General features: G+C 65.8%; 19 protein-coding genes. 7 read left to right on the top strand and 12 right to left on the bottom strand.

Translation table 11 applies throughout. The features are described 5' to 3' along the window. Nucleotides 1-38 precede the first annotated feature (38 nt). Genes AWC31_RS23790 through AWC31_RS23800 form a run of 3 tightly spaced genes read right to left on the bottom strand, consistent with a single transcriptional unit; the run spans nucleotide 39 to nucleotide 2,210 of the window. Nucleotides 39-587, bottom strand: a complete 549-nt coding sequence (locus AWC31_RS23790; protein WP_085146414.1) for an Rv0361 family membrane protein — start codon at nucleotides 585-587, stop codon at nucleotides 39-41. Between the two features lie 9 nt (nucleotides 588-596). Continuing rightward, complete coding sequence (locus tag AWC31_RS23795) at nucleotides 597-1,313, bottom strand: hypothetical protein (RefSeq protein ID WP_133060219.1); 717 nt, start codon at nucleotides 1,311-1,313, stop codon at nucleotides 597-599. Between the two features lie 15 nt (nucleotides 1,314-1,328). Further along, the gene (locus AWC31_RS23800; protein WP_085146416.1) at nucleotides 1,329-2,210 is read right to left on the bottom strand and encodes a hypothetical protein; all 882 of its coding nucleotides are present in this window, start codon (nucleotides 2,208-2,210) and stop codon (nucleotides 1,329-1,331) included. A 212-nt stretch (nucleotides 2,211-2,422) separates the two neighbouring features. Between AWC31_RS23800 and AWC31_RS23805 the strand changes: the two genes are divergently transcribed. Next, the gene (locus AWC31_RS23805) at nucleotides 2,423-3,640 is read left to right on the top strand and encodes a DUF7159 family protein (RefSeq protein WP_085146417.1); all 1,218 of its coding nucleotides are present in this window, start codon (nucleotides 2,423-2,425) and stop codon (nucleotides 3,638-3,640) included. A 95-nt stretch (nucleotides 3,641-3,735) separates the two neighbouring features. Here AWC31_RS23805 and AWC31_RS23810 read toward each other — a convergent pair whose 3' ends face one another. Then, nucleotides 3,736-5,700, bottom strand: a complete 1,965-nt coding sequence (locus AWC31_RS23810) for an SNF2-related protein (RefSeq protein ID WP_085146418.1) — start codon at nucleotides 5,698-5,700, stop codon at nucleotides 3,736-3,738. A 121-nt stretch (nucleotides 5,701-5,821) separates the two neighbouring features. Here AWC31_RS23810 and AWC31_RS23815 point away from each other — a divergent pair, with 121 nt between their 5' ends. Continuing rightward, nucleotides 5,822-6,190, top strand: coding sequence for a DUF1801 domain-containing protein (locus tag AWC31_RS23815; protein ID WP_133060220.1), 369 nt, complete (start codon nucleotides 5,822-5,824; stop codon nucleotides 6,188-6,190). A gap of 73 nt (nucleotides 6,191-6,263) precedes the next feature. Here AWC31_RS23815 and AWC31_RS23820 read toward each other — a convergent pair whose 3' ends face one another. Next, entirely contained in the window at nucleotides 6,264-8,639 is a 2,376-nt protein-coding gene (locus tag AWC31_RS23820; protein ID WP_085146420.1) for a lysylphosphatidylglycerol synthase transmembrane domain-containing protein, read from the bottom strand. A gap of 246 nt (nucleotides 8,640-8,885) precedes the next feature. Between AWC31_RS23820 and stpK7 the strand changes: the two genes are divergently transcribed. After that, a complete protein-coding gene (gene stpK7, locus AWC31_RS23825; RefSeq protein WP_085146421.1) occupies nucleotides 8,886-10,685 on the top strand; it encodes a serine/threonine protein kinase StpK7 in 1,800 nt (599 codons plus the stop codon). Here stpK7 and AWC31_RS23830 read toward each other — a convergent pair whose 3' ends face one another. Then, on the bottom strand, nucleotides 10,686-11,354 hold the full coding sequence (locus tag AWC31_RS23830) for a sensor domain-containing protein (RefSeq protein ID WP_085146422.1): 669 nt from the start codon (nucleotides 11,352-11,354) through the stop codon (nucleotides 10,686-10,688). A gap of 216 nt (nucleotides 11,355-11,570) precedes the next feature. Here AWC31_RS23830 and AWC31_RS23835 point away from each other — a divergent pair, with 216 nt between their 5' ends. Then, complete coding sequence (locus AWC31_RS23835) at nucleotides 11,571-11,780, top strand: hypothetical protein (protein ID WP_085146423.1); 210 nt, start codon at nucleotides 11,571-11,573, stop codon at nucleotides 11,778-11,780. 152 nt (nucleotides 11,781-11,932) lie between these two features. Here the strand turns inward: AWC31_RS23835 and AWC31_RS23840 are convergent, their stop codons facing one another. Beyond that, nucleotides 11,933-12,778, bottom strand: coding sequence for an NYN domain-containing protein (locus AWC31_RS23840; protein ID WP_085147261.1), 846 nt, complete (start codon nucleotides 12,776-12,778; stop codon nucleotides 11,933-11,935). 119 nt (nucleotides 12,779-12,897) lie between these two features. Here AWC31_RS23840 and AWC31_RS23845 point away from each other — a divergent pair, with 119 nt between their 5' ends. After that, the gene (locus AWC31_RS23845) at nucleotides 12,898-14,022 is read left to right on the top strand and encodes a fatty acid desaturase family protein (RefSeq protein ID WP_085146424.1); all 1,125 of its coding nucleotides are present in this window, start codon (nucleotides 12,898-12,900) and stop codon (nucleotides 14,020-14,022) included. Here the strand turns inward: AWC31_RS23845 and AWC31_RS23850 are convergent. Beyond that, nucleotides 13,940-14,365: a DUF6194 family protein gene (locus tag AWC31_RS23850; protein ID WP_085146425.1), complete on the bottom strand. Its 426-nt coding sequence runs from the start codon at nucleotides 14,363-14,365 to the stop codon at nucleotides 13,940-13,942. The genes AWC31_RS23845 and AWC31_RS23850 overlap by 83 nt on opposite strands. A 62-nt stretch (nucleotides 14,366-14,427) precedes the next feature. On the opposite strand from AWC31_RS23850, the gene AWC31_RS23855 reads away from it, so the two are divergent. Further along, nucleotides 14,428-15,165, top strand: coding sequence for a MerR family transcriptional regulator (locus AWC31_RS23855; protein ID WP_110775239.1), 738 nt, complete (start codon nucleotides 14,428-14,430; stop codon nucleotides 15,163-15,165). A gap of 57 nt (nucleotides 15,166-15,222) precedes the next feature. Beyond that, nucleotides 15,223-16,473, top strand: coding sequence for a KasA/KasB family beta-ketoacyl-ACP synthase (locus AWC31_RS23860; RefSeq protein WP_085146426.1), 1,251 nt, complete (start codon nucleotides 15,223-15,225; stop codon nucleotides 16,471-16,473). Here AWC31_RS23860 and AWC31_RS23865 read toward each other — a convergent pair. The 4 genes from AWC31_RS23865 to AWC31_RS23880 all read right to left on the bottom strand — a co-directional run bounded on the left by AWC31_RS23865 (nucleotide 16,467) and on the right by AWC31_RS23880 (nucleotide 19,380). Next, nucleotides 16,467-17,351, bottom strand: coding sequence for a cyclopropane mycolic acid synthase family methyltransferase (locus AWC31_RS23865; RefSeq protein WP_085146427.1), 885 nt, complete (start codon nucleotides 17,349-17,351; stop codon nucleotides 16,467-16,469). The genes AWC31_RS23860 and AWC31_RS23865 overlap by 7 nt on opposite strands. A gap of 21 nt (nucleotides 17,352-17,372) precedes the next feature. Continuing rightward, nucleotides 17,373-18,254, bottom strand: a complete 882-nt coding sequence (locus tag AWC31_RS23870; RefSeq protein WP_110775272.1) for a cyclopropane mycolic acid synthase family methyltransferase — start codon at nucleotides 18,252-18,254, stop codon at nucleotides 17,373-17,375. A 221-nt stretch (nucleotides 18,255-18,475) separates the two neighbouring features. Next, nucleotides 18,476-18,832: a hypothetical protein gene (locus AWC31_RS23875; RefSeq protein WP_133060221.1), complete on the bottom strand. Its 357-nt coding sequence runs from the start codon at nucleotides 18,830-18,832 to the stop codon at nucleotides 18,476-18,478. Between the two features lie 53 nt (nucleotides 18,833-18,885). Beyond that, nucleotides 18,886-19,380, bottom strand: a complete 495-nt coding sequence (locus AWC31_RS23880) for a hypothetical protein (RefSeq protein WP_133060222.1) — start codon at nucleotides 19,378-19,380, stop codon at nucleotides 18,886-18,888. Nucleotides 19,381-19,426: the final 46 nt, after the last annotated feature.

Below are 19,426 nucleotides of genomic sequence, written 5' to 3' on the forward strand. Positions count from 1 at the left end.
GGTGATGGTCATTCGACCGTCAGCCCCGGCCTTCCTGGTTATTCGGGATTACACAGTTTCCAGGACTCGTCTTCACGCTTGAGCTTGAAGGTCTTCGTCGGTGCCGGCGGCCGCGTCACTTCGACCGTGGCTTCGTCGCCGGACACGGTGATCGATTCGATGTTCACCGGGCGGCGGCTGGCCGGTTCGATCGGCCCGCCGTTGTCGAGATCGCCCTCGAATCCCTCGGTGAACTCGGCAGCTTCCGCCCGGCACATCAACGTCACCATCTTCTCGGTATCGGCAGTGTCGGAGGCTTCGGCGAATTCGTTGACCGCGGCACGGATCTGGGCGAGTCGCTGCTCACTCTGGTGGTGGCGGAAACCGAGGAATCCGCCGACGCCCGCGACGAGCATCACCACCACCACTGCGGTCAAAATCCATTTGCGCCGTGAGCGTTTCGGTGGCTGCCATCCGTACGGTGGACCCGGCGGTGGCCCCCATTGAGGCGGTTGCGGTGGCTGCGGCGGCGGGCCCCACCCGGGTGGAGAGCCCCAGCCGGGTTGCGGGGACTGGGGGACGGGCGGCCAGGGTCCGGGATAGCTCACTGCGCACCCCTAGAGCGGTAGGTTCATGAACTGGTCGAGCGCTTCTCCGAACGGCTTCACCTCGAAGTCGGGCTCGAAATATGTGATGGCAAGGCCGGCAGGCAGATCCGGTGAGGTGCACAGGCTCGCATCCGACCCGCCCTCGGTCACGAACAGCAGCCGCTGCGTGCCGGGGAACACGTAATCGTCCTCTTCCCATTCCAGGATGTCGTTGCTGTCTGGGTCACCCCATCGCGCGGCCAGGGTCGTCATGTGGCGTGGTGCGATCAACCCGCACGACTCGCCGTCCCACGTCGTGAAGCCGGCGTGGGTCTGCCGCAAGAATTCGCGCGCCGGCTCCGGCAGCGACTCGAAGTACGGCGGTGCGGTGGCGCCGAACGTTCGTGGGTCTTCACCGACCCACACCGCGAGCTCGCCTTCCTCGGTGCGCAGTACGTAGTCGAGTGAGGGCGCATCCAGCCAATCGTGTTTGGCCGCCCGAACGTCGACCAGCTGGCTGTGCAACGCGTCGGCGAATCGCGGGATGAGATCGAGGAACTCGGCGTCCCATCGCTGCACCGCGATGCGTTTGCGTTCGTCGGGATCGGCCGCTTCGACAACAGGCCACCACGATTCGGGTACCGCCGTGCGGGTCTGCGCGCTCGGCGTCAGGATGCTGATGGGCTTGGTGTCCCAACTCGCTGCGGCGGCAAGGGCCGCCTCGTCGATACCGGCCATCTCAGGCAAAACCGTCCTCGTCGCTCATGGGTTGGGCAATTGACTGTCGGCCAATTGGGCGATCATGTCCGTCAGTTCGCGGCGTTTGCGGTCCTGCAGCGCGACCTGCTCTTTCTGCCAGTCCGGGTCGACGTCCTGCATGTCCGCGGCTGATTTGGAGTTCTTGTTCCTGGTGTTGACCTCCGACGGTAACCACTGCAGGTTCGACGCGGCGTTGAGCACTTCCCACATGTTCTCGGGTGTCAGTTCCAAGAACCTGGGCAGGTAGAGGATTTCCACCTTGGGAACGATGTGGTCGGCCGATACGGCCGGGGCACCGTTGGGTTTCGAGCCGACGGTGTATCCGGACGGATGGCTGTCGCCGACGCTGGGACGCCGCTCGCCCTGTAGCGGCACGTTGGGGTACGGCTTCAGCGGCGTGACCTGGTTCTTGACGACGTCCCACACCGGCCGCAGCGCGTGGTCTTTCGGAACGGTGACCCGGCCGTCGCCGAGCTTGACCGGCGGCGTGGGTGACGTCCACTGCGGACGGGCGGCGGCCGCGGCCTTGCCGAGGTCGCTGAGGACCGTGGGTTTGAGGGCCTTCGGCGCGGGGCCGTTGTCGCGGAGTTTGCCGATGGCGAGCTGACAGGCCTGCAGGCTCGCGACCAGGGCGTCCTTCTCGGCGTTGAGCTGATCGGCCTCGCGGTTGTACGGGATGACGATCTCGGGCGGCCCGGGCCCGCCGCCGCGCGCGTTGTGCTCGGCGATCCTGGCTTGATTGTCGTCCAGGGCGGCGACCTGGGCGGGGCACCCTTGGCCGTCGGCGCGAGCGAGCGCCGGCTGACCGAGGCCGGATACCAGCGCTATGAGGAGTACGAGGACCGCAAGGACTGCGGGGCAGCGTCGGCGTGTCATCACCGTCATGTCTGTCTCCCACCAGGGGCGCCGAGACGTCGGATTCGGACGTAGAAACCGATCGTAAGACCGCTCAGGAAGCCGCTGATGCACCAAATTCGGAGGGCAGATATAGGGCTCGAAATCGTGAGATTCCGCATCAAGACGAGCCACAATCGAGAGTAAGCGCCGTCACACCGGTAACCTCGGCTCTGGAGTATCAGCCAGAACGGGGGATCGATATGGACCTCGTGCTCGGCCTCGCGATGACGTCGAGAGCCGTCCGGTGGGTGCTCGTCGACGGAACGACGGGCGAGGGCGATCCCGTCGACCGCGGTGCGATCACGATCGACGATGTCGCGACGTACGACCCAGCGGGTCTGCTGAAGGGCTTGGTCGAAGACACCGAAGCCGCGGGCAACCGCATCCACGCAATCGGTGTCACCTGGACCGCTGACGCCGCGCCGCTGGCCGGCCATGTCCTGCAGTCGCTGGAGGACCGCGGGTTCGGCAACGTCGTCGCAGTCTCGGAGGTCGAGGCCGCAGGCGTCCTGGCCGGCGGTATCGCCGAGATCGCGGGCTACGACGAGATCGCGGTGTGCATCATCGAATCGGATGCCGCAGTCGCGGCAACCGTCACACCCGACGCGGTCTCGGCGGACCGGATTGACCGGTCTCCGCAGGACACAACAGCCGCCGAGCTGATCGAAAACATCAAGGCCGTACTCGAAGAGTCCACCGGCGGGCACACCGACGCGATCTTCGTGCTCGGCTCCGATTGCGACGAGGCGATCGTCGCGGCGCTCACCGACATGGCGACCGTTCCCGTCATCTCCGCCGCCGAATCCGATCTGGCCTATGCGCGTGGCGCGGGCCTGGCCGCGGCGCTCGCGGTGAACACGCCTGCCGATACGACGCGGTCCAGGTGGGGCCTGCACCTGACGAAGGTCGGCGCGCTGACCTCGGTCCTCGCCGCCGCCGTGGTGACCTTCGTCGTCGCCACGTCGGCCGCGGTCGGCATCAAGCTGCATCCCGGCGCGGTGGCGCCGTCGGCCGAGGTCGCCAACATCAGCGAACCCGCGCCCGCTGCGCGCCCGGCGCCGGCTCCGAAGGCCGTCCCCAAACCCGCGCCGCCTGCCGCGAAGCCACCTGCCCGGCCCGCGGCGAAACCGCCCGCGCCCGAGCCCGCGGCACCGGCGCCCGCTGCTGAGCCGGCGGCACCGGCGCCCGCTCCTGCCCCGGTGGCCGAGGTCGACAATGCGCCCGCCTACTCGCCGCCCGAGTACGTGCCGCCCGCACCAGCGCCGGAACCGGTGTACGTGCCACCGCCACCCCCACCGGCGTTCGTGCCGCCGCCTGCCCCACCGCCGGTGACCTACCCGCAACCACGGTTGCGCGACCGCATCATCGAGCGCATCCCGATCATCAACCGGTTCCACGAGCCGAAGCCGTGGGGTTGAGCATCCGACTGTGCGCTCACGCACTCGACCGTGCGCTGAGGTCGGCGAAATCGCGCCGGTGTCGCCCCCACCGCACACTCGCGAAGGGGTGACACCTACCTCGCCAACCGAGCCTGCTCGGCGCGCACCATCTCATCCTGATGCGGCGGCGCCTCGTCAGGGCGTTGTGCGAGCCGGCGAATCGGCTCGTCGATACTGCCGCGTGCCAGCAGCCGGTGCACCCGCACCGTGTGGAGTTCACTGATGCGCTGTGTTCGCCCGATCACTCGCTGCTCGGCTCGCGGCTCCCACTGCGGCTCGGCGATCACGAACACCGCGGGTACCGTCAACCGCCGCAGATCGAGAGGCCCGGCGTCGATGTGCGCCAGCAGCGTCGCGGGACCGCGATCGACCGCGAACGCGTCGACCGTGGCCTGGCGATCCGGCACGGAATCGTCGAGCGGCCCGAACATATTGCCCGGCAACGCCTTCCGGATCACATCGAGCACCGCCGGGAAGTGCGAGAAGAGCACGACGTGTGCTCCGTCGATGTGTGCCTCGTTGGTGAGCTCGATCAGCCGGTCCAGTTTGGCGCCCGGCGCCGGCGCCCCGGACGGCCAGGCGGCCTGGCGGATCGCGGTGAAATTCCCGCTCGACACCGCACGCCGGTAGCGGTCCCGGTCGGCGCTGGTGAGGCGCACCCACTCCTCGGTCGAAATACGCTGTGGCAGTTCGTCGATCACGTCGTGGAAGTCGCGGCGCAGATACACCCGGTCCACTGCCCGCCGGAACGCCACCGAGCCCTGCGCACCCGTCGCCGGCGTCACCTCGCCGGCGACGTCGGGCTGTAGAAAGTCGGCGAGGTGGCGGAATCCCTCGATCCGGTTGTGCATCGCGACGCCGGACAGGAACAGAACCCGGTCGTCGGAGGTCAAGACATTGCGCACGGCGCGGGCACGGTCGGATTTGGGGTCACGCAGTAGATGCGCTTCGTCGACGATCACCAGCCCGGGCCGTTCTGGCAGGGTGATCCGTCTCAGCATGTCGAAAGTGACGATGGCCAAGCCGCCCTTGTCTTTCCATTCGGCCAAGCGGGCTTCGCGCTGGCTGCCGCGAATTTCGATCGGGGTCAGTGCGGTGTGCTTCGCAGTCTCGTCGGCCCAGTGGATGCTCGCGTTGGCCGGGCAGATCACGAGCGTGTGGCGCATCTTGTCGGCGGCCGCCAGATGCGCGGCGACGGCGAGGGCCTGAATGCTCTTGCCGAGACCCAGCTCATCACAGAGCAGAACCCGCCGGCGTGCCACCGCGTACTGGGCGCCGAACAACTGGTAGTCGCGCAGCTCGGTCCGCAGCAGTGACCGGTCCAGGCCCGTTCGTTCGACTTGCACGGCGACGCTCGCACCGACGAAACCTTGTGACGCGTCCACATCAGTTGTCCCCGACGAGAATTCACCGAGAAGCCGGTCGACGGTCGCGGCGTCGCGTCGGTACGCGATCCAGCTGTCGGGCTCGGGCCTGCGGGCGTCCTCGATCCGGTCGATGAGCTCTGCGACCTTGTTGACCAGTGGATCGGGCGCGACCGGTGGGGCGTCGTCGCGTCGGCGCCGTCCGGATCCGTTCTGCATTCCGACGCGTGCCCGCAACCGGGGGAGTAGCCGCCGGAGCTGTTTGACGGGTGTATCCGCGCGGATGAGGACCATCAGGTTGGTCAGCAGCGCGGTGTCGGCCTCAGATTCCCGGTCCAGCCTGGGTCGGGTGGTCGAGCGGATGTGGTCGGCCTTGGCCTGGGCCGCGGACTGAACGGCCTGCGCGGTCGCGATGTCGACACCGGGAACCTGGGTCAGGATGTGCGGCGCGACGCCGTAGATGTCAGCGACCGTGCGGTACTGCGAATTGATCAGCGCGCTGATACGGGCCCCGCGCGGAAGATAGGGGCGCAGGCTCTCGACCGGCGCCGATTTCAGCGCCTGGTCGACGACGACATCGGTGTTGGACCGGACGCTCGCGGCGATCTCCGCGCGGAGCTTGCCCATGTCGGCGAGCAGGCCATCGGCTCGCCGCACGAGGTCTGCGCGGTCCATGACTGTCGATCATCTCATCTCGCGGTGATCGCCGGGGCCGCGAATTCCGCCGGGACGGGCTGCTCAGGAACTGTTGCACAGCGACCTCGTGTTTGCGGTGCACGCTGAGTAGCGTGGTGTGATGAGTGACAGCCGGTCAGCTGAGTTCTTGGCCGGCCTGCCCGCTGACACTCGCCCGATCGCCGAGCGTCTCATATCCACAATTGCCGGACACGCGCCGTTCGACGTTGCCGTCAAGTGGCGGCAGTTGACGTTCACGGTCGATGGGGACTTCGACCACTGGGTGTGCGCTGTCGCCGCCACCAAGCGGCAGGTGCATCTGGCGTTTCATTTCGGCAGCCTGTTGCGCGAGCCCAGCACCGGGTTCGAACCGTCGGAATCGAAGTACGTGAGAAAACTACGGTATCGCTCGGTCGAGGACGTGGACGAAGCCGTTGTGCGCGAGCTGATCAGCCAAGCGCTTGAGGAATTGCCCCGATTCAAGGGTTGACGTGCCTCGAGGTCAACGAAAAGGTCGATGCGCCAGCTGAATTCCGACCATTGTGTCGGTCTCGGCGCGCGGCTCAGATCATGTCGTTCATGGTGAGCCAGCGCATCACCGGCCAGCCGATGAACACGGGCAGCCAGCACGTCAGCACGCGGTAGAGCAGCACCGCGGGCACACCGATCGCGGCGGGCACGCCGAACGCCGCGAGGCCACCGATCAGCGCAGCCTCCACCGCGCCGACGCCGCCGGGGGTTGGTGCGGCAGAGGCCAGCGTGCCGCCGATCATCGTGACAACCGTGACGGTGACGAACGACGTGTTTCCGCCGAACGCCTCGACGCTGGCCCACAGTGCCAGGGCCGCACCGAGAGTCGTGCCTGCCGCGCCGAGGACGATCAACGCGAGCCGGTGCGGTTCGCGTGCGAGCTTCACGAGGTCGTCGGTGACTTCTTGAAGCCTGGGTCGTACGGCCGAGGCCAACCACCGGCGCAGGTTGGGCACCGCGAGGAACACACCGGTGAGGCCCAGTGCGACGCCGGCGATCAGATACAGCACCGTCGAGCTCGGGACGAAATGCGACAGGTCGGCCGAGGCGCCGGCCACGGTGCTGAAGAAGATCAGCAGCAGCACGTGCACGATCACCTGCACCGACTGCTGCAAGGCCACGGCAGCGGTGGCGCGCGCGGTGCTCAAGCCACCCTTCTGCAGGAATCGGGTACTCAGCGCAAGGCCGCCCACGCCTGCCGGGGTGGTGGTCGCGGCAAAAGTGTTGGCGATCTGCATGATTGACAGGTTGCGGAGGCTCACCAGCCGGTCGGCGCAGGCCCACAGGGCGGCGGCCGCGCCCACATAGCGCAACGCCGACACCGCAAGTCCCAGTAACGCCCACCACCAGTTCGCAGTGAGCAGCTCGGAGAAGAAGGTCGGCACCGCGCTGATGAACGGATACGCGACATAGACCAGCGCCACGAGCAGAACCAGCTGGATCACCTGATTGCGGGTGAACCGCGTGATCGTCTCGGCCTTGATCTGGTCGGCCCCTGTCTGGCGCATCACCTCGTCGCGGGCGCGGGCTATGACCTCTTTGGCGTCGGCCACCGAATCCCGAACCGGTGCCGGCACGGCGGTTTTGGTGAGCCGGCGGGACGCGGTGAGCACGGCTTCGCGACCGAACGCTTCGATGGCCGCGGTGACCGCAGATGGTGCGTCGTACAGGGCTGTGGTGGTGACGAGCAGTTGAGCGATGTCCGATTGCAGCTGGGCGTCGGTGGCGCCGTACTCGGCGCTGCCGAAACCGCCGAACAGCACCGCGCCGTCGTCGACGGTGATTTCCTTGCTGCGCAGATCGCCGTGCGAGATCTGGTGATCGTGCAGCATGCGCAACGCATTCCACACGCGGCCGACCGTGGTCTCGGTGGTGCACTGGTCCAGCGGGGTCCCGCGTTTGTGGTTGTGGGCGTACAGCGTCCAGCCGCGGTCCAGCGCGGCGACCGACATCGTCGACGTGCTCGCCAGGCCGAGGTCGCCGATCGCGATCGCCATCAGGGCGCGGTGCTCGACGGCGCGCCGCATCGAGGTCTGCAGCGGCGCGGTTTCGTTCGCGCGCAGCCGGAACTTGCGCCACAGCTGGCGGACCGCGCCGCCGCTGCGCTGATTGGGGCCGTACAGCTCGACCACGGCGGTGGCGTCGGGATCGTGCGATGCGGCGTCGAGCAGCAGCGGTCCGGCGCCGGCGGGCCGGACCACCGTGAACGCCGAGACCTGGAAACCGCGCCGCGCGAGTGCGCGCACCGCGCCGTCGAGCGGCACCTCGAGGGCCGGGGTGCCGACGACCCAGACCACCAGCGCGCCGACGAACCAGCCCACCGCCAGCCCCAGCAGCGACCGGGCCGGCACGACGGCGCTCACGACGAGGTGGATCGGGACGAACGCGAGCAGCAGCGTCCACCACCACCGGCGCAGACGTCGCGACAGCCAGGGCCCCGACACCGTCAGCACGGCAGCGAGCATGCCGATCCACCGTGGATCGTCGAGGAATTGCGAGAACTGGGTATCGAGCCGGTCGTCGAGGTCGAAATGCCAGCGCGGTGCGGCGATGCCGTTGGCCGTGATCGACAGCGAGAGAATCGCGATGGCCCCGGCAGCCGCATAGGCGCCGAGCAATTTCCACTGGCGGCCCAGGATCAGGCTGACGAGGATCACGAACGGCAGCGCGACGATCGCGATGCCGTAGGCCAGGTAGACGAGGTTGGACTGCGTGGGCGTCAGCACGCCGACGATCTCGGAGATCGACCGTTCCAGCGCCACCCACTCGTAGCGTGTGATCAGCGAGCTCGTGATGACCGTCGCGAGGAACAGGGTCGCCAACGCCAGCCGAAGGATGTCGTTGGTGCGGCGGGTCAACGGTTGCAGCAATCTGCCGGTGACAGTGATGTCCCGTCCGTCGACGCGCATGTTCCCCCTTTCGCTGCTCGCGACAAAGGTAGCCGGGCAGATGTGCTCTGTCGGTCATTGGCGGCGATCTGGGCAGTTACGAAATCACATCGGTCCCATCAGCCACAGCGTGTGCGAATCAGTTCTTACGGAGAACCAGCGAATTTTGCGAACAGATGTGATCGAGACCTACACACATAAGAAAAGTGATGTAACTTCGATCGACACAATTGACGTGCCGGATAGGCCGCCCCCGAGGAGTTAACGGTGGACGCGACACCATTCGGGCACTATCAGCTGCAGAAGCTGATCGGCCGCGGCGGGATGGGCGAGGTCTATCAGGCCTACGACACCAAAACCGACCGCATCGTCGCGCTCAAAGTCCTTCCGCCGCACCTTGCGCAGGACATCTCGTTCCAGGACCGATTCAAGCGGGAATCGCACGCCGCGGCCGGCGTCAACGATCCACATGTGGTGCCCATCCACGGCTTCGGCGAAATCGACGGCAGGCTCTACCTCGACATGCGGCTCATCGAGGGCCGCAATCTCGGGGCGATGCTGACCAAGACCGACAAGCCGCTCGAACCGGCGTTCGCAGTAAACATGGTCGAGCAGGTCGCGATGGCCCTCGACGCCGCGCATCACGCCGGGCTGATCCACCGCGACGTGAAGCCGTCGAACATCCTCATCACCGACAACGACTTCGTGTACCTCATCGACTTCGGCCTGGCCCGTACGGCGGGCGAGGCCGGCATGACCACCGCGGGCAGCACACTCGGCACGCTCGCCTACATGGCGCCCGAGCGGTTCGACGCAGGCAAGGTCGACCCTCGTTCCGACGTCTACGCGCTGGCATGCGTGTTGTACGAATGCCTCACGGGTGCAAGGCCTTATCCTGCCGACAGTCTTGAGCAGCAGATCGCCGGGCACATGGTGTCGCCGCCCCCGCGGCCGTCCGATAAGGATGCGCGGCTCGCGGCGTTCGACGACGTGATCGCCAAGGGCATGGCGAAGAAGCCGTCCAAGCGTTATCAGTCCGCGGGCGAGTTGGCGGCTGCCGCGCGTGCGGCGCTCTCGGTGCCCGTGCGTACGACCGGACGGTCTGGCCGGCATTCGGCGGCGCGTCCTCGGGTGCGGGCGCCACGACGCGTGGCCGCGATTGCGGGGGCGACGGTTCTGGTGGCGGCGGTGCTCGCGGTCGGGGTGTGGCAGTTGCGGGACGGCGGTGGTCCCGGCCGCGATCCGAGCTTGGCCGATTCGGCGTCGACGACGGGGCCCGTCGAGGCGCCGACGGGTGCGGTGCCCGAGATCGCGGCGACCGTGCCCGCCGAGATCCGCGAGACCGGGCGTCTGGTGATCGGCGTGAATGTGCCGTACGCGCCCAACGAGTTCAAGAACTCCGACGGTGAGATCGTCGGGTTCGACGTCGATTTGATGAAAGCCGTCGCGCGCACGCTCGGGCTGGTGCCCGACTTCCGCGAGACCGGCTTCGAAGGCATCCTGCCGTCGGTGCAGGACGGCAATTTCAATGTCGGGATGTCGTCGATCACCGACACCGCCGACCGCGAAGCCGTCGTCGACTTCGTCACCTACTTCCAGGCCGGCACGCTGTGGGCGCAAAAGACCGGGTCGGCCGTCGACCCCACCGCGGCGTGCGGTCTGCGAGTCGGCGTGGCGTACAGCACGATTCAGGAAACCGAGGAAGTCCCGGCGAAGTCAGATGCGTGCGTCGCGGCCGGGCTGCCGCCGATCGACAAGGTCGTGCGCACCCACCAGGATGAGGTGACCGCGGCGCTCATCGCCGGGGAAGTCGATGCCATGACGGCCGATTCGCCCGTGACCGGGTTCGCGATCAAGCTGAGCGGCGGGGCGCTGCAGCCCGCAGGCGAGGTGTTCGATTCCGCGCCGTACGGGTGGCCGGTTGCGAAGGGCTCCGGGCTGGCCGAGTCCTTGCGGCTGGCGCTCGAACACGTGATGGGCACCGGTGAGTACCGCACGATCGCGACCATGTGGGGCGTCGAGAAAGGCATGATCACCCAGCCGGTGATCAACGGGGCGTTCCGGTAGTCAGAGCGAGTTGCGGCCTGCGATGGTCTTGACGAGCTGCACGGCTTTGCCGTCGTCGAGGTCGTATCCGGTGAGCCGCACATCGACGACCATGTCGTCGACCGCGAGGATCGCGCGCCGGCTGCCGTAACCCGGTAGGTCCGGTGAGACATCGTGCGTCACGTCGATGCCGTCGACGACGTCCGGGGCCGCGAGCTCGAACAGATCGGGCGTCTTGTCGCCGTCCTCGGTGATGGTCAAGGTGTCGTTCGCGCATTGCTGCCACACCGACACCGTGCGAGCGACGACCGCCCGCGCCGCGGCCGGGTTGTCGAATTTGATGACGGCCTGATCGACCTCGAGGTTGCCTTCCTCGTCGGCGAGCAGCGTTTCGCGGAACTGCCGGTAGTCGCTGTCGCGGTACACCCAGTCCATCGCATTGCCGATGACGACGACGCATTCGGGGCGCGACGCGTGCTCGCCCGGGTCGAGTTTCGCGGGGACCCGTAACGCGGTCTTGGGGCGCAGGGAGTCGGTGCCGAGGATGATGTTGACCTCGGACTCGCTCGCGAGCATGCTGCCCAGGACGTCGACCTCTGGACTGCCGTCGGGCTCCTCGGCTTGGCGCGTGCAGCCGCCGAGGGCGAGCACCGCAACCGCGAGCCCGGCGACGGCCTTCTTGACGGCCATGGCACCCCTTTCGAACTGTGTGCCAATCCTATTTCGCGTTGGGGGTCGGCCTCGACACGAGTTTTTCCGGGTGCGTTCCCCCGATCGGGGGACACGCGGTTCGACCGGTGGATGGGCCGGTCGCCCGATACTGGCCGGGCCCGTGGCGCGGCATTCTTATTTCAACGCCGGAACACACCGGACAAATGAAAAGCCTTACCCGACAAAGGAGTCGACATGACCATCACCCGCCGCGTTGCCGCCGGTTTCACGCTCGCCGCCGCCCCCGCGCTGATCTTCCTGGGCGCCGCCACCGCCAACGCCGAAACCTCGCCGACCACCACCGGCCCGAAGGTCACCCACCACGAGGCCTTCCCGCACCAGTCCCACATGCCCGAGCCCGGCACCTCCGCGCATCACCACCACCAGCGCAACCACGCCAAGTAACCGAGGGAAGAGCCCGGACGCCATCGTGCTCCGGGCTCTTTCCGTTTTGGTTCGGGCTTGGGAAGTCACACAGGCCACACCAGTACCGCCGGGGCATCGGGCAGACGGTTCTGAAACGCGCTATCACCGGTGATAGCGCCGTTGCGAACGGGCTATTCCGGACTTCGCAGCTTGACCATCCGCGTCGTCGAACTTTCATCGAGTTCGACGATGTCGGAGCGGGACCGCAGGAAATCACTGAAAGACTTGAACCCCAACGACTTCTCGTTGAACGACGGGTCCATCCGCTTCATCTGCGCCTTGACCGCCGAGTTGTGCAGCCACTCGACGTCGTCTTTCTCCAGGCCGATCTGCAGCGCGCGGCGCAGGAGCGCGGTGGCCTCGTGTTGAGGATCGGGCTCGGCTTTCTTGCGGGTGCGCTTGGGTTGTTTCGGTTCGGGCTCAGGGGTGGCGGTGGGAATGCCTGGCAGTGAGTCGTACACGACGAACTCGTCGCACGCGGCCGCCAGCGCGCGGCTCGACGCCCCCGCGACACCGATGCCCACCACATAACGACCCAGCCGTTTGCAGCGTTGGGCGAGCGGTATGTAGTCGGAGTCGCCGGCGACGATCACCACGTGGGTCAGGTCGGGGAGACGGAACATGTCTTCGACGGCGTCGACCGCGAGCCGGATGTCGGCACCGTTCTTGCCGTAGGCCGCCGCCGGGAACAACTGCACCAAGTCGACGGCCCTGCCCACCAACTGCTGGCGGTACCCCGCATTAACATCTGCTGACCAGTCGGCGTACGCACGGGTGAGAACCAGCGTTCCGAACGACGATGCGAAGTCCAGGATGGCGGCCACGTCGACCGTCGAGCGCTCCAGCTTGTCCGGTTCGAGCCCCTTGGCCTTGTCGCGCTGAAACGAGTTGCGGCCGTTGACCTGGTCATACCGGGAGATCACGATGTTGTCGAAGTCGAGGTAAACCGCGACACGGGTCGGCGTGGGCTCGGTCATCAGACCAGTGTTGCCCATCGTCGTCGCGTTGTGGCACTGATCCGGGTTCGCACCTACGCTGGGGGACTCACGCCGAGGTGGCCCCGACCTGCCGACGCACATCGACAGACGGAAACCACGTGGCAATCAGCGACATCGCGGCTTACGCGCAACTGAGTCCTACCGAGATCGAGGCGTTCGGCGCCGAACTCGACACCATCCGCAGCGACATCGAGGAAACTCTCGGCGAGCGCGACGCGGCTTACATCCGGCGCACCATCCTGTTCCAGCGGACGCTCGACGTGGTGGCGCGGCTTGTGCTCGCCGGCACGAAGTCGAAAACCGGCTGGGTGGTGGGTACCGCGGCGTTGGCCTACGCGAAATCCGTTGAGAACATGGAGATCGGGCACAACGTCGGCCACGGCCAGTGGGATTGGATGAACGATCCCGAGATCCACTCCACCACCTGGGAATGGGACATGGTGGGCCCGTCCGCGCAGTGGCGCTACTCGCACAACTACCACCATCACGTGTTCAGCAATGTGATCGGCGTGGACGACGATCTCGGCTTCGGCATACTGCGCATGACCCGCGATCAACAGTGGGAGCCGCAGCATCTTGTGCAGCCGCTGCGAAATATGTTGTTGGCACTGGTGTTCGAGTGGGGCATCGCCCTGCACGACTTCTACTCCGCGCGTGATCGAGCGGACACCGAGGAAGGCAAGAATGCGGCGCGTCGGACGCTGCGCGCGAAGATCGGCCGACAACTCGCCAAGGACTACGTGATTCTTCCCGCGCTGAGCGGGCGGCGCTGGCGGCGAACGCTCGTCGCGAACCTGACCGCCAATCTGTTGCGCAATCTCTGGGCGTACGTGGTGATCTTCTGCGGACATTTTCCTGACGGCGCCGAGAAGTTCACTCCCGATACGTTGCAGCAGGAGACCAAGGCTGAGTGGTACTTACGCCAGATGGTCGGCGCGGCGAACTTCAAAGCCGGTCCGATACTTGCGTTTTCAAGCGGCAATTTGTGCTACCAGATCGAGCACCACCTGTTTCCGGACTTGCCCAGCAACCGCCTGGCACAGATCAGCGAACGCGTCAGCGCGCTCTGCGAGAAATACGGCGTGCCGTACACCAGCGGGACGCTGCCCCGGCAGTACCTGCAGACCGTCCGAATCGTCTTCAAGCTCGCCCTGCCTGATTCCGGGTGGCGTGGCGTGTTTGCGCGCGCCGGTGCGCCGTCCGGAGCAGTTCGATCACCGTAGTGCTCGTGCGAGGTCCGGGGTTGACGATGGCGACCCAGCCCTGCCGGCCGTAGACAGGGTGGACGATGACGGCGTCGTCTTGGGGCTCCGCCGTCTCGGCTGACCCAGTGGCGATGTTCAGCCGGAATGCGCCGGGCCGGTTGAGGTGGCACGAGTCGTCGTCCGGATAGTCCTTGGTGATGATGGTGGCGAATGGTTGCGTCCGCGGGACGACGCCGTCGGGCGCGTAGTAGAAGAAGACATCGCCCCACGCGATCTCGGGGGAGCCGTCACCCGCGCGCGGCTGAAGGACCAGGACGCCGTCCATCGCGCTGATCAGGTCGATGAGTTCTTGGATCGTCATAGGCTCAAGCGTCACATTCATGTGCTTATGTGGGGTTAGACGTCGTTGTACTGGAGCTTCAGGTGAAAAGTCTCAACTCGGGTTTGCGGACCACCGATGTCTCACGGCTGACCGGTTACTCGGTGCAGCAGATCCGCAATCTGGAGCGCGACGGTGTACTGCCTGCCGCACGACGCACCGCGTCGGGGTATCGGGTGTACGGAGACGTGCACGTGCAGGCGGCTGCCGCGTACCGGGCGTTCGCCGTGGCGGTCGGACCGGTCGACGCCAAGCGGCTCCTTCGGGCCGTTCACCATGAGCCCGCTACCGCGCTCGAGCTGGTAGACGAGGCCCATGCGCGGTTGCACGGCGAGCGCCAGGATCTGCGCCTGGCACAGGAGGCGGTTGGCGTCATCACGGACGAGCCGGTCGACGATGCCGTGGCTGCCGATTCGATGTCGATCTCAGAGCTGGCCCGGGCGTTGGGGATTCGAGTGTCGACGTTGCGGCACTGGGAGTTCGAGGGGCTTGTCCGTCCGGGCCGCGCCGCGGGCGGCGTCCGGCGGTACGCGCCGGTGGATGTGCGCGACGTACGGATCGTCCACCAGCTGCGGCAGGCGGGGTATCGGATTGCCCCGCTACGTGCGCTGATGCCCCAGCTACGCGCCGGTCGGGACTGGGACTCGGTCCGCGCCACATTGGTTTCACGCGATGCCGATCTGGGTAGACGATCACGCGAACTCGTGGTCGGTGCGGCATCGCTGCACCGGCTGCTGTTCTCGGCTGACGAATCCGACCTAAGCCGGGCTGTGCAGTCCTAAAGTGGAAACTGTCACCGCAACAGATGGCTCATGAACGGAGAGACGAGAGCACAAATCATGGTTGCGAAGACCACCGGCGATGGATTGGCCGACGTCGTCGTTACCGCGGTCACCTCGACCACTTCGCTTGCGCCGCAGGCGGAGGAGACGTGGCAGCTGCTGCTCGAGGGGCGGAGCGGTATCCGCACCCTCGACAAGTCATTCGTGACGGAGTTCGAATCGCCGGTGCGGATCGGCGGCCAGCTCACCGAGAGCTTCGATCAGACGTTGAGCCGCGTTGAGCGCCGCAGGCTTTCGTATATGGAGCAGATGTCGACGGTGCTCGGCCGGCGGCTCTGGGAAAGCGCCGGATCTCCCGACATCGATACCACGCGGTTGCTCGTCTCGATCGGGCTGGCGCTGGGCACAACCGAGGAGATCGTTCTTCAGTACGACACCTGGCAGGAGAAGGGCCTGCGCGCGGTACCGCCGACCGCGATCCAGAAGTACATGCCCAACGCGCCGGCCGCCGCGGTCGGATTGGAACGTAAGGCCAAGGCGGGCATCATCTCTCCGCTGATGGCCGACGCTTCGGGCGCTGCGGCCATCGCGCATGCGTGGCGCGAGATCATCCTCGGCGACGCCGATATCGCGATCTGCGGTGGCGTCGAGACGTGGATCGAGGCCGTGCCCGTCGCGGCATTCCTGCAGATGGGCATGATGTCGACCTACAACGACGACCCGGCGGCCGCGTGCCGCCCGTTCGACAAGGACCGCGACGGCATGGTGTTCGGCGAAGGCGGCGCGCTGATGCTCATCGAAACCGAGGAGCACGCCAAGGCACGCGGCGCGCCAATACTGGCCCGGCTCATGGGCGTCGGCATCACGTCGGATTGCTATGACCTCGTCGAACCCGACCCGGAGGGGGAGCTGGCCAGCGACGCCATCAGCCGCGCCATCCAGCTCGCCGGAATCACGCCTGCCGACATCGACTACGTCAACGCCCACGCGACCGGGACGCTCGCCGGCGACAAGGCCGAAGCCCGCGCGCTCCACACGGCGCTCGGCAGCCACGCACCCGCGGTGTATGCGCCCAAAGCCGCGTTGGGGCATTCGTTGGGCTCGGCCGGAGCAATCGAGGCTGTGGTGACGGTGCAGTCGCTACGCGATCAGGTCATACCGGCCACACTCAACCTCAAGAACCGCGATCCCGAGATCGACCTGGACGTGGTGGCCGACGAGCCACGCCGCGGCAATTACCGCTATGCGATCAGCAACTCTTTCGGGTTCGGCGGGCACAACGTGGTCTTGGCCTTCGGCGCCTACTGATTTCGCTTGTTGAACGTGAACTGGGCGACTTCGGAGATGCCGCGCCGGAAGAAGTCCGCGCAGCCGGTGAGGTAGTGCATATAGCGGTCAAAGACCTCCTGCGACGTCGTGGCGATCGCCTCGTCGCGGCGGGCCGTCAGGTTTTCCGCCCAGGTGTCGAGCGTGCGGACGTAGTGCTCGTTCATGAGCTGCGTCTCGTCGGTGGAAAAGCCTGCTTTGTCCGAGAATTCGACCATGTCGACGTCGGACGGCAACTGCCCGCCCGGGAAGATCTCTTTGCCGATGAACCGCATGAACTTCATGTCGGTCAACGTCACCGGGATGCCGTGCTCACGCCAGTAGTTGATCGGATGGGTGAAGATCGTCTCGATCACCATGCGCCCATCGGCGGGCATCACCCGATGCGCCATGTCGAAAAACGCCGCATAGCGCGACTTCCCGAAGGCCTCGAACGCCTCGATGCTGACGATACGGTCCACGGGATCGTCGAACTGCTCCCAGCCCTTCAGGTGCACGAGGTGTTGACGGTCTGAGCCGGTTTGCTCCAAAAGGCTTTGGCAGAATTCGTATTGATTGTTGCTCAACGTCAGACCGATGACATTGACGTCGTACTTCTCCATTGCGCGTTTCATCAGCGCACCCCAGCCGCAGCCGACGTCGAGAAGCGTCATACCCGGCTGTAGACCCAGCTTGTCGAGGGCCAGGTCGATCTTGGCCATCTGCGCTTCTTCGAGCGTCATGTCGTCGCGCTCGTAGAACGCGCAACTATAGGTGCGTGACGGATCTTGAAACAGCCCGAAGAACTCGTCGGAGAGGTCGTAGTGGGCTTGCACGTCCTCGAAATACGGCCGCATCTCGGCCGTCCCCCCGTTAGCCATGTGCGGTGACCTCCCTCTGAGCTATACCGTCTTCTCGCAGGTGAACTGGCATACGTCGGTGTAGCCCTTGCGGAACAGGTCCGCGCAACCGGTCAGGTACTTCAAATAGCGCTCGTAGACCTCTTCGGAGGTGATCGCGATGGCCTCGTCCTTCTTGGCTTCCAGGTTGGCTGCCCAGGTGTCGAGCGTTTTCACATAGTGCGGGCGTAGGCGCTGTTTGCGCGTGACGTGGAAGCCCGCGCCGACGGCGGAGTCCTCGACCATCTTGATCAGCGGGATCCGGCCGCCCGGGTAGATCTCGGTGACGATGAACTTGAAGAACCGCATGAGCGACATCGTCGTCGGCAGCCCCATCTCGGCCACTTCTTCTTTGCTCGTGGAGACGATCGTGTGCAGCAGCATCACGCCGTCGTCGGGCATCAGCTCATAGGTCTTCTTGAAGTAATAGTCGTACTTTTCGAAGCCGAAGTGCTCGAACGCGCCGATCGACACGATGCGGTCAACCGGCTCGTCGAACTCCTCCCACGGTTGCAGCCGCACCTCTTTGCTACGCTTGCTGTCAGACTCGGCGAAGCGCTGTTCGATGTGCGCGAGCTGATTGTGCGAAAGCGTCAGCCCGATGACGTTGACGTCGTATTTTTCGACCGCGCGCATGATCGTCGAACCCCAGCCGCAACCGATGTCGAGCAAAGTCATGCCAGGTTGCAGGCCCAGCTTGCCCAGTGCCAGATCGACTTTCGCCATCTGGGCTTCTTCGAGCGTCATGTCGTCGCGCTCGAAGTAGGCACAGCTGTAGGTCTGCGTGGGGTCTTGCCACAGCCGGAAGAACTCGTTCGACAGGTCGTAATGGGAGCGGACCTCATCGGCCGTCGACCCGTGTCGTTCGCCGGGACGGGCTCCGATGAACGTTGTTGCGGTTTTCGTTTCGCGTGAAGTATCAGTCAATTTCCGCCCCGTATGACGTCGGATCGGCTAGCTGAACTGACGTACCGCTTCTTCATACGTCGTTCTCGGACCTTACTCCTCGCACCCATTGTCCGGGTAGTACACGCGCTGATCGGTTTGGCGTGGCTGTGGGGTCGTTGTGAAAGTGCGCGCGATACTTGCGTTTTCAAGGGCTCCGGCTAGGTGAGCCGCTCCATCGCTCGTCGCGCATATGTTCGGGTCGGTGGCCAACTGTTCCTCAGGTGCGGCTCGATCAGGTGGCGCACCCCGGTGGCCTTCATCTTGATGAGCGCGGGGATCACGATCACGGCCCAGTGGTCGAGGTACGGCAGAACGATGTCACGCGACTGCGTGGTCTTGACCTTGCCGAAGTAGGCGGTCAGGAAGAACTTGTCGCTGCTGTCGTCATCGAGTTCGTTGAACAACTCGACAATCTCGTCGAAATGTCGAGCCGTCGCGATGCGGGCCAGCACCTGCCCGGCCATGCCGGCTGACGCGGTGGAGCGCGGCGGTTGGCGCCGGATCTGGGTGGTCACCACATCGATGGCGCGTTGGTTGCCACGGGCCGCCGAATCGTGGAGACGGTGGATCAGCCGACAGCGCAGGACGTCGCGGTGGTGGGTCTCCGGCCCGGGGACTCTTTCTTCCAGGTGCTCGAGCCAGTCGATTGCGATGGGGATGGCTTTCGGGGCGGTGCGATCGGGGATTTGAATGTGTAGCAACGGAATCCGGCGTTTGCGAGGTCTTCCATCAGGCGCCGGTCGAATCCGTTCTCGCCGTGCCGGTATTTGGCCGGTACGTTGCCCATCCAGTCGTCGCCTTCGGGCAATCCCGGGTAGGTCCTCGGAATGAGTTGTGGCGGCGGCAAATCCCTGCGGGCCTTGCGCGCGGCGGCGGCCGCGTCCTTGTCGACTGTGCCGGTGGATTCGATCTCGGATATGCCGCGGCGCAGGCGCGCGATCACGTCGTCATCCATGGCGTCGGTGCACTCCGCGGTCTCCTCAGGTCTGTTTCTGATCCTAGGTGCGCTCGCGGGGTCCTTCGTGCGGTGATTTCGGCTTTGGGTGTTGGTCACATTCGCCACATCAGTCACCTCCGTATCCGCAGGAGAAGTGGTACATGCTTTCGAA

Source organism: Mycolicibacterium wolinskyi, assembly GCF_002101965.1.
In the GTDB taxonomy this organism is placed as follows: Bacteria; Actinomycetota; Actinomycetes; order Mycobacteriales; family Mycobacteriaceae; genus Mycobacterium; species Mycobacterium wolinskyi.

Coding starts and splice junctions, on each gene's coding strand:
- AWC31_RS23800 (WP_085146416.1), bottom strand. CDS start 2,210: ATGACGGTGATGACACGCCGACGCTGCCCCGCAGTCCTTGCGGTCCTC.
- AWC31_RS23805 (WP_085146417.1), top strand. CDS start 2,423: ATGGACCTCGTGCTCGGCCTCGCGATGACGTCGAGAGCCGTCCGGTGG.
- AWC31_RS23810 (WP_085146418.1), bottom strand. CDS start 5,700: ATGGACCGCGCAGACCTCGTGCGGCGAGCCGATGGCCTGCTCGCCGAC.
- AWC31_RS23815 (WP_133060220.1), top strand. CDS start 5,822: ATGAGTGACAGCCGGTCAGCTGAGTTCTTGGCCGGCCTGCCCGCTGAC.
- AWC31_RS23820 (WP_085146420.1), bottom strand. CDS start 8,639: ATGCGCGTCGACGGACGGGACATCACTGTCACCGGCAGATTGCTGCAA.
- AWC31_RS23830 (WP_085146422.1), bottom strand. CDS start 11,354: ATGGCCGTCAAGAAGGCCGTCGCCGGGCTCGCGGTTGCGGTGCTCGCC.
- AWC31_RS23835 (WP_085146423.1), top strand. CDS start 11,571: ATGACCATCACCCGCCGCGTTGCCGCCGGTTTCACGCTCGCCGCCGCC.
- AWC31_RS23840 (WP_085147261.1), bottom strand. CDS start 12,778: ATGACCGAGCCCACGCCGACCCGTGTCGCGGTTTACCTCGACTTCGAC.
- AWC31_RS23850 (WP_085146425.1), bottom strand. CDS start 14,365: ATGACGATCCAAGAACTCATCGACCTGATCAGCGCGATGGACGGCGTC.
- AWC31_RS23860 (WP_085146426.1), top strand. CDS start 15,223: ATGGTTGCGAAGACCACCGGCGATGGATTGGCCGACGTCGTCGTTACC.
- AWC31_RS23865 (WP_085146427.1), bottom strand. CDS start 17,351: ATGGCTAACGGGGGGACGGCCGAGATGCGGCCGTATTTCGAGGACGTG.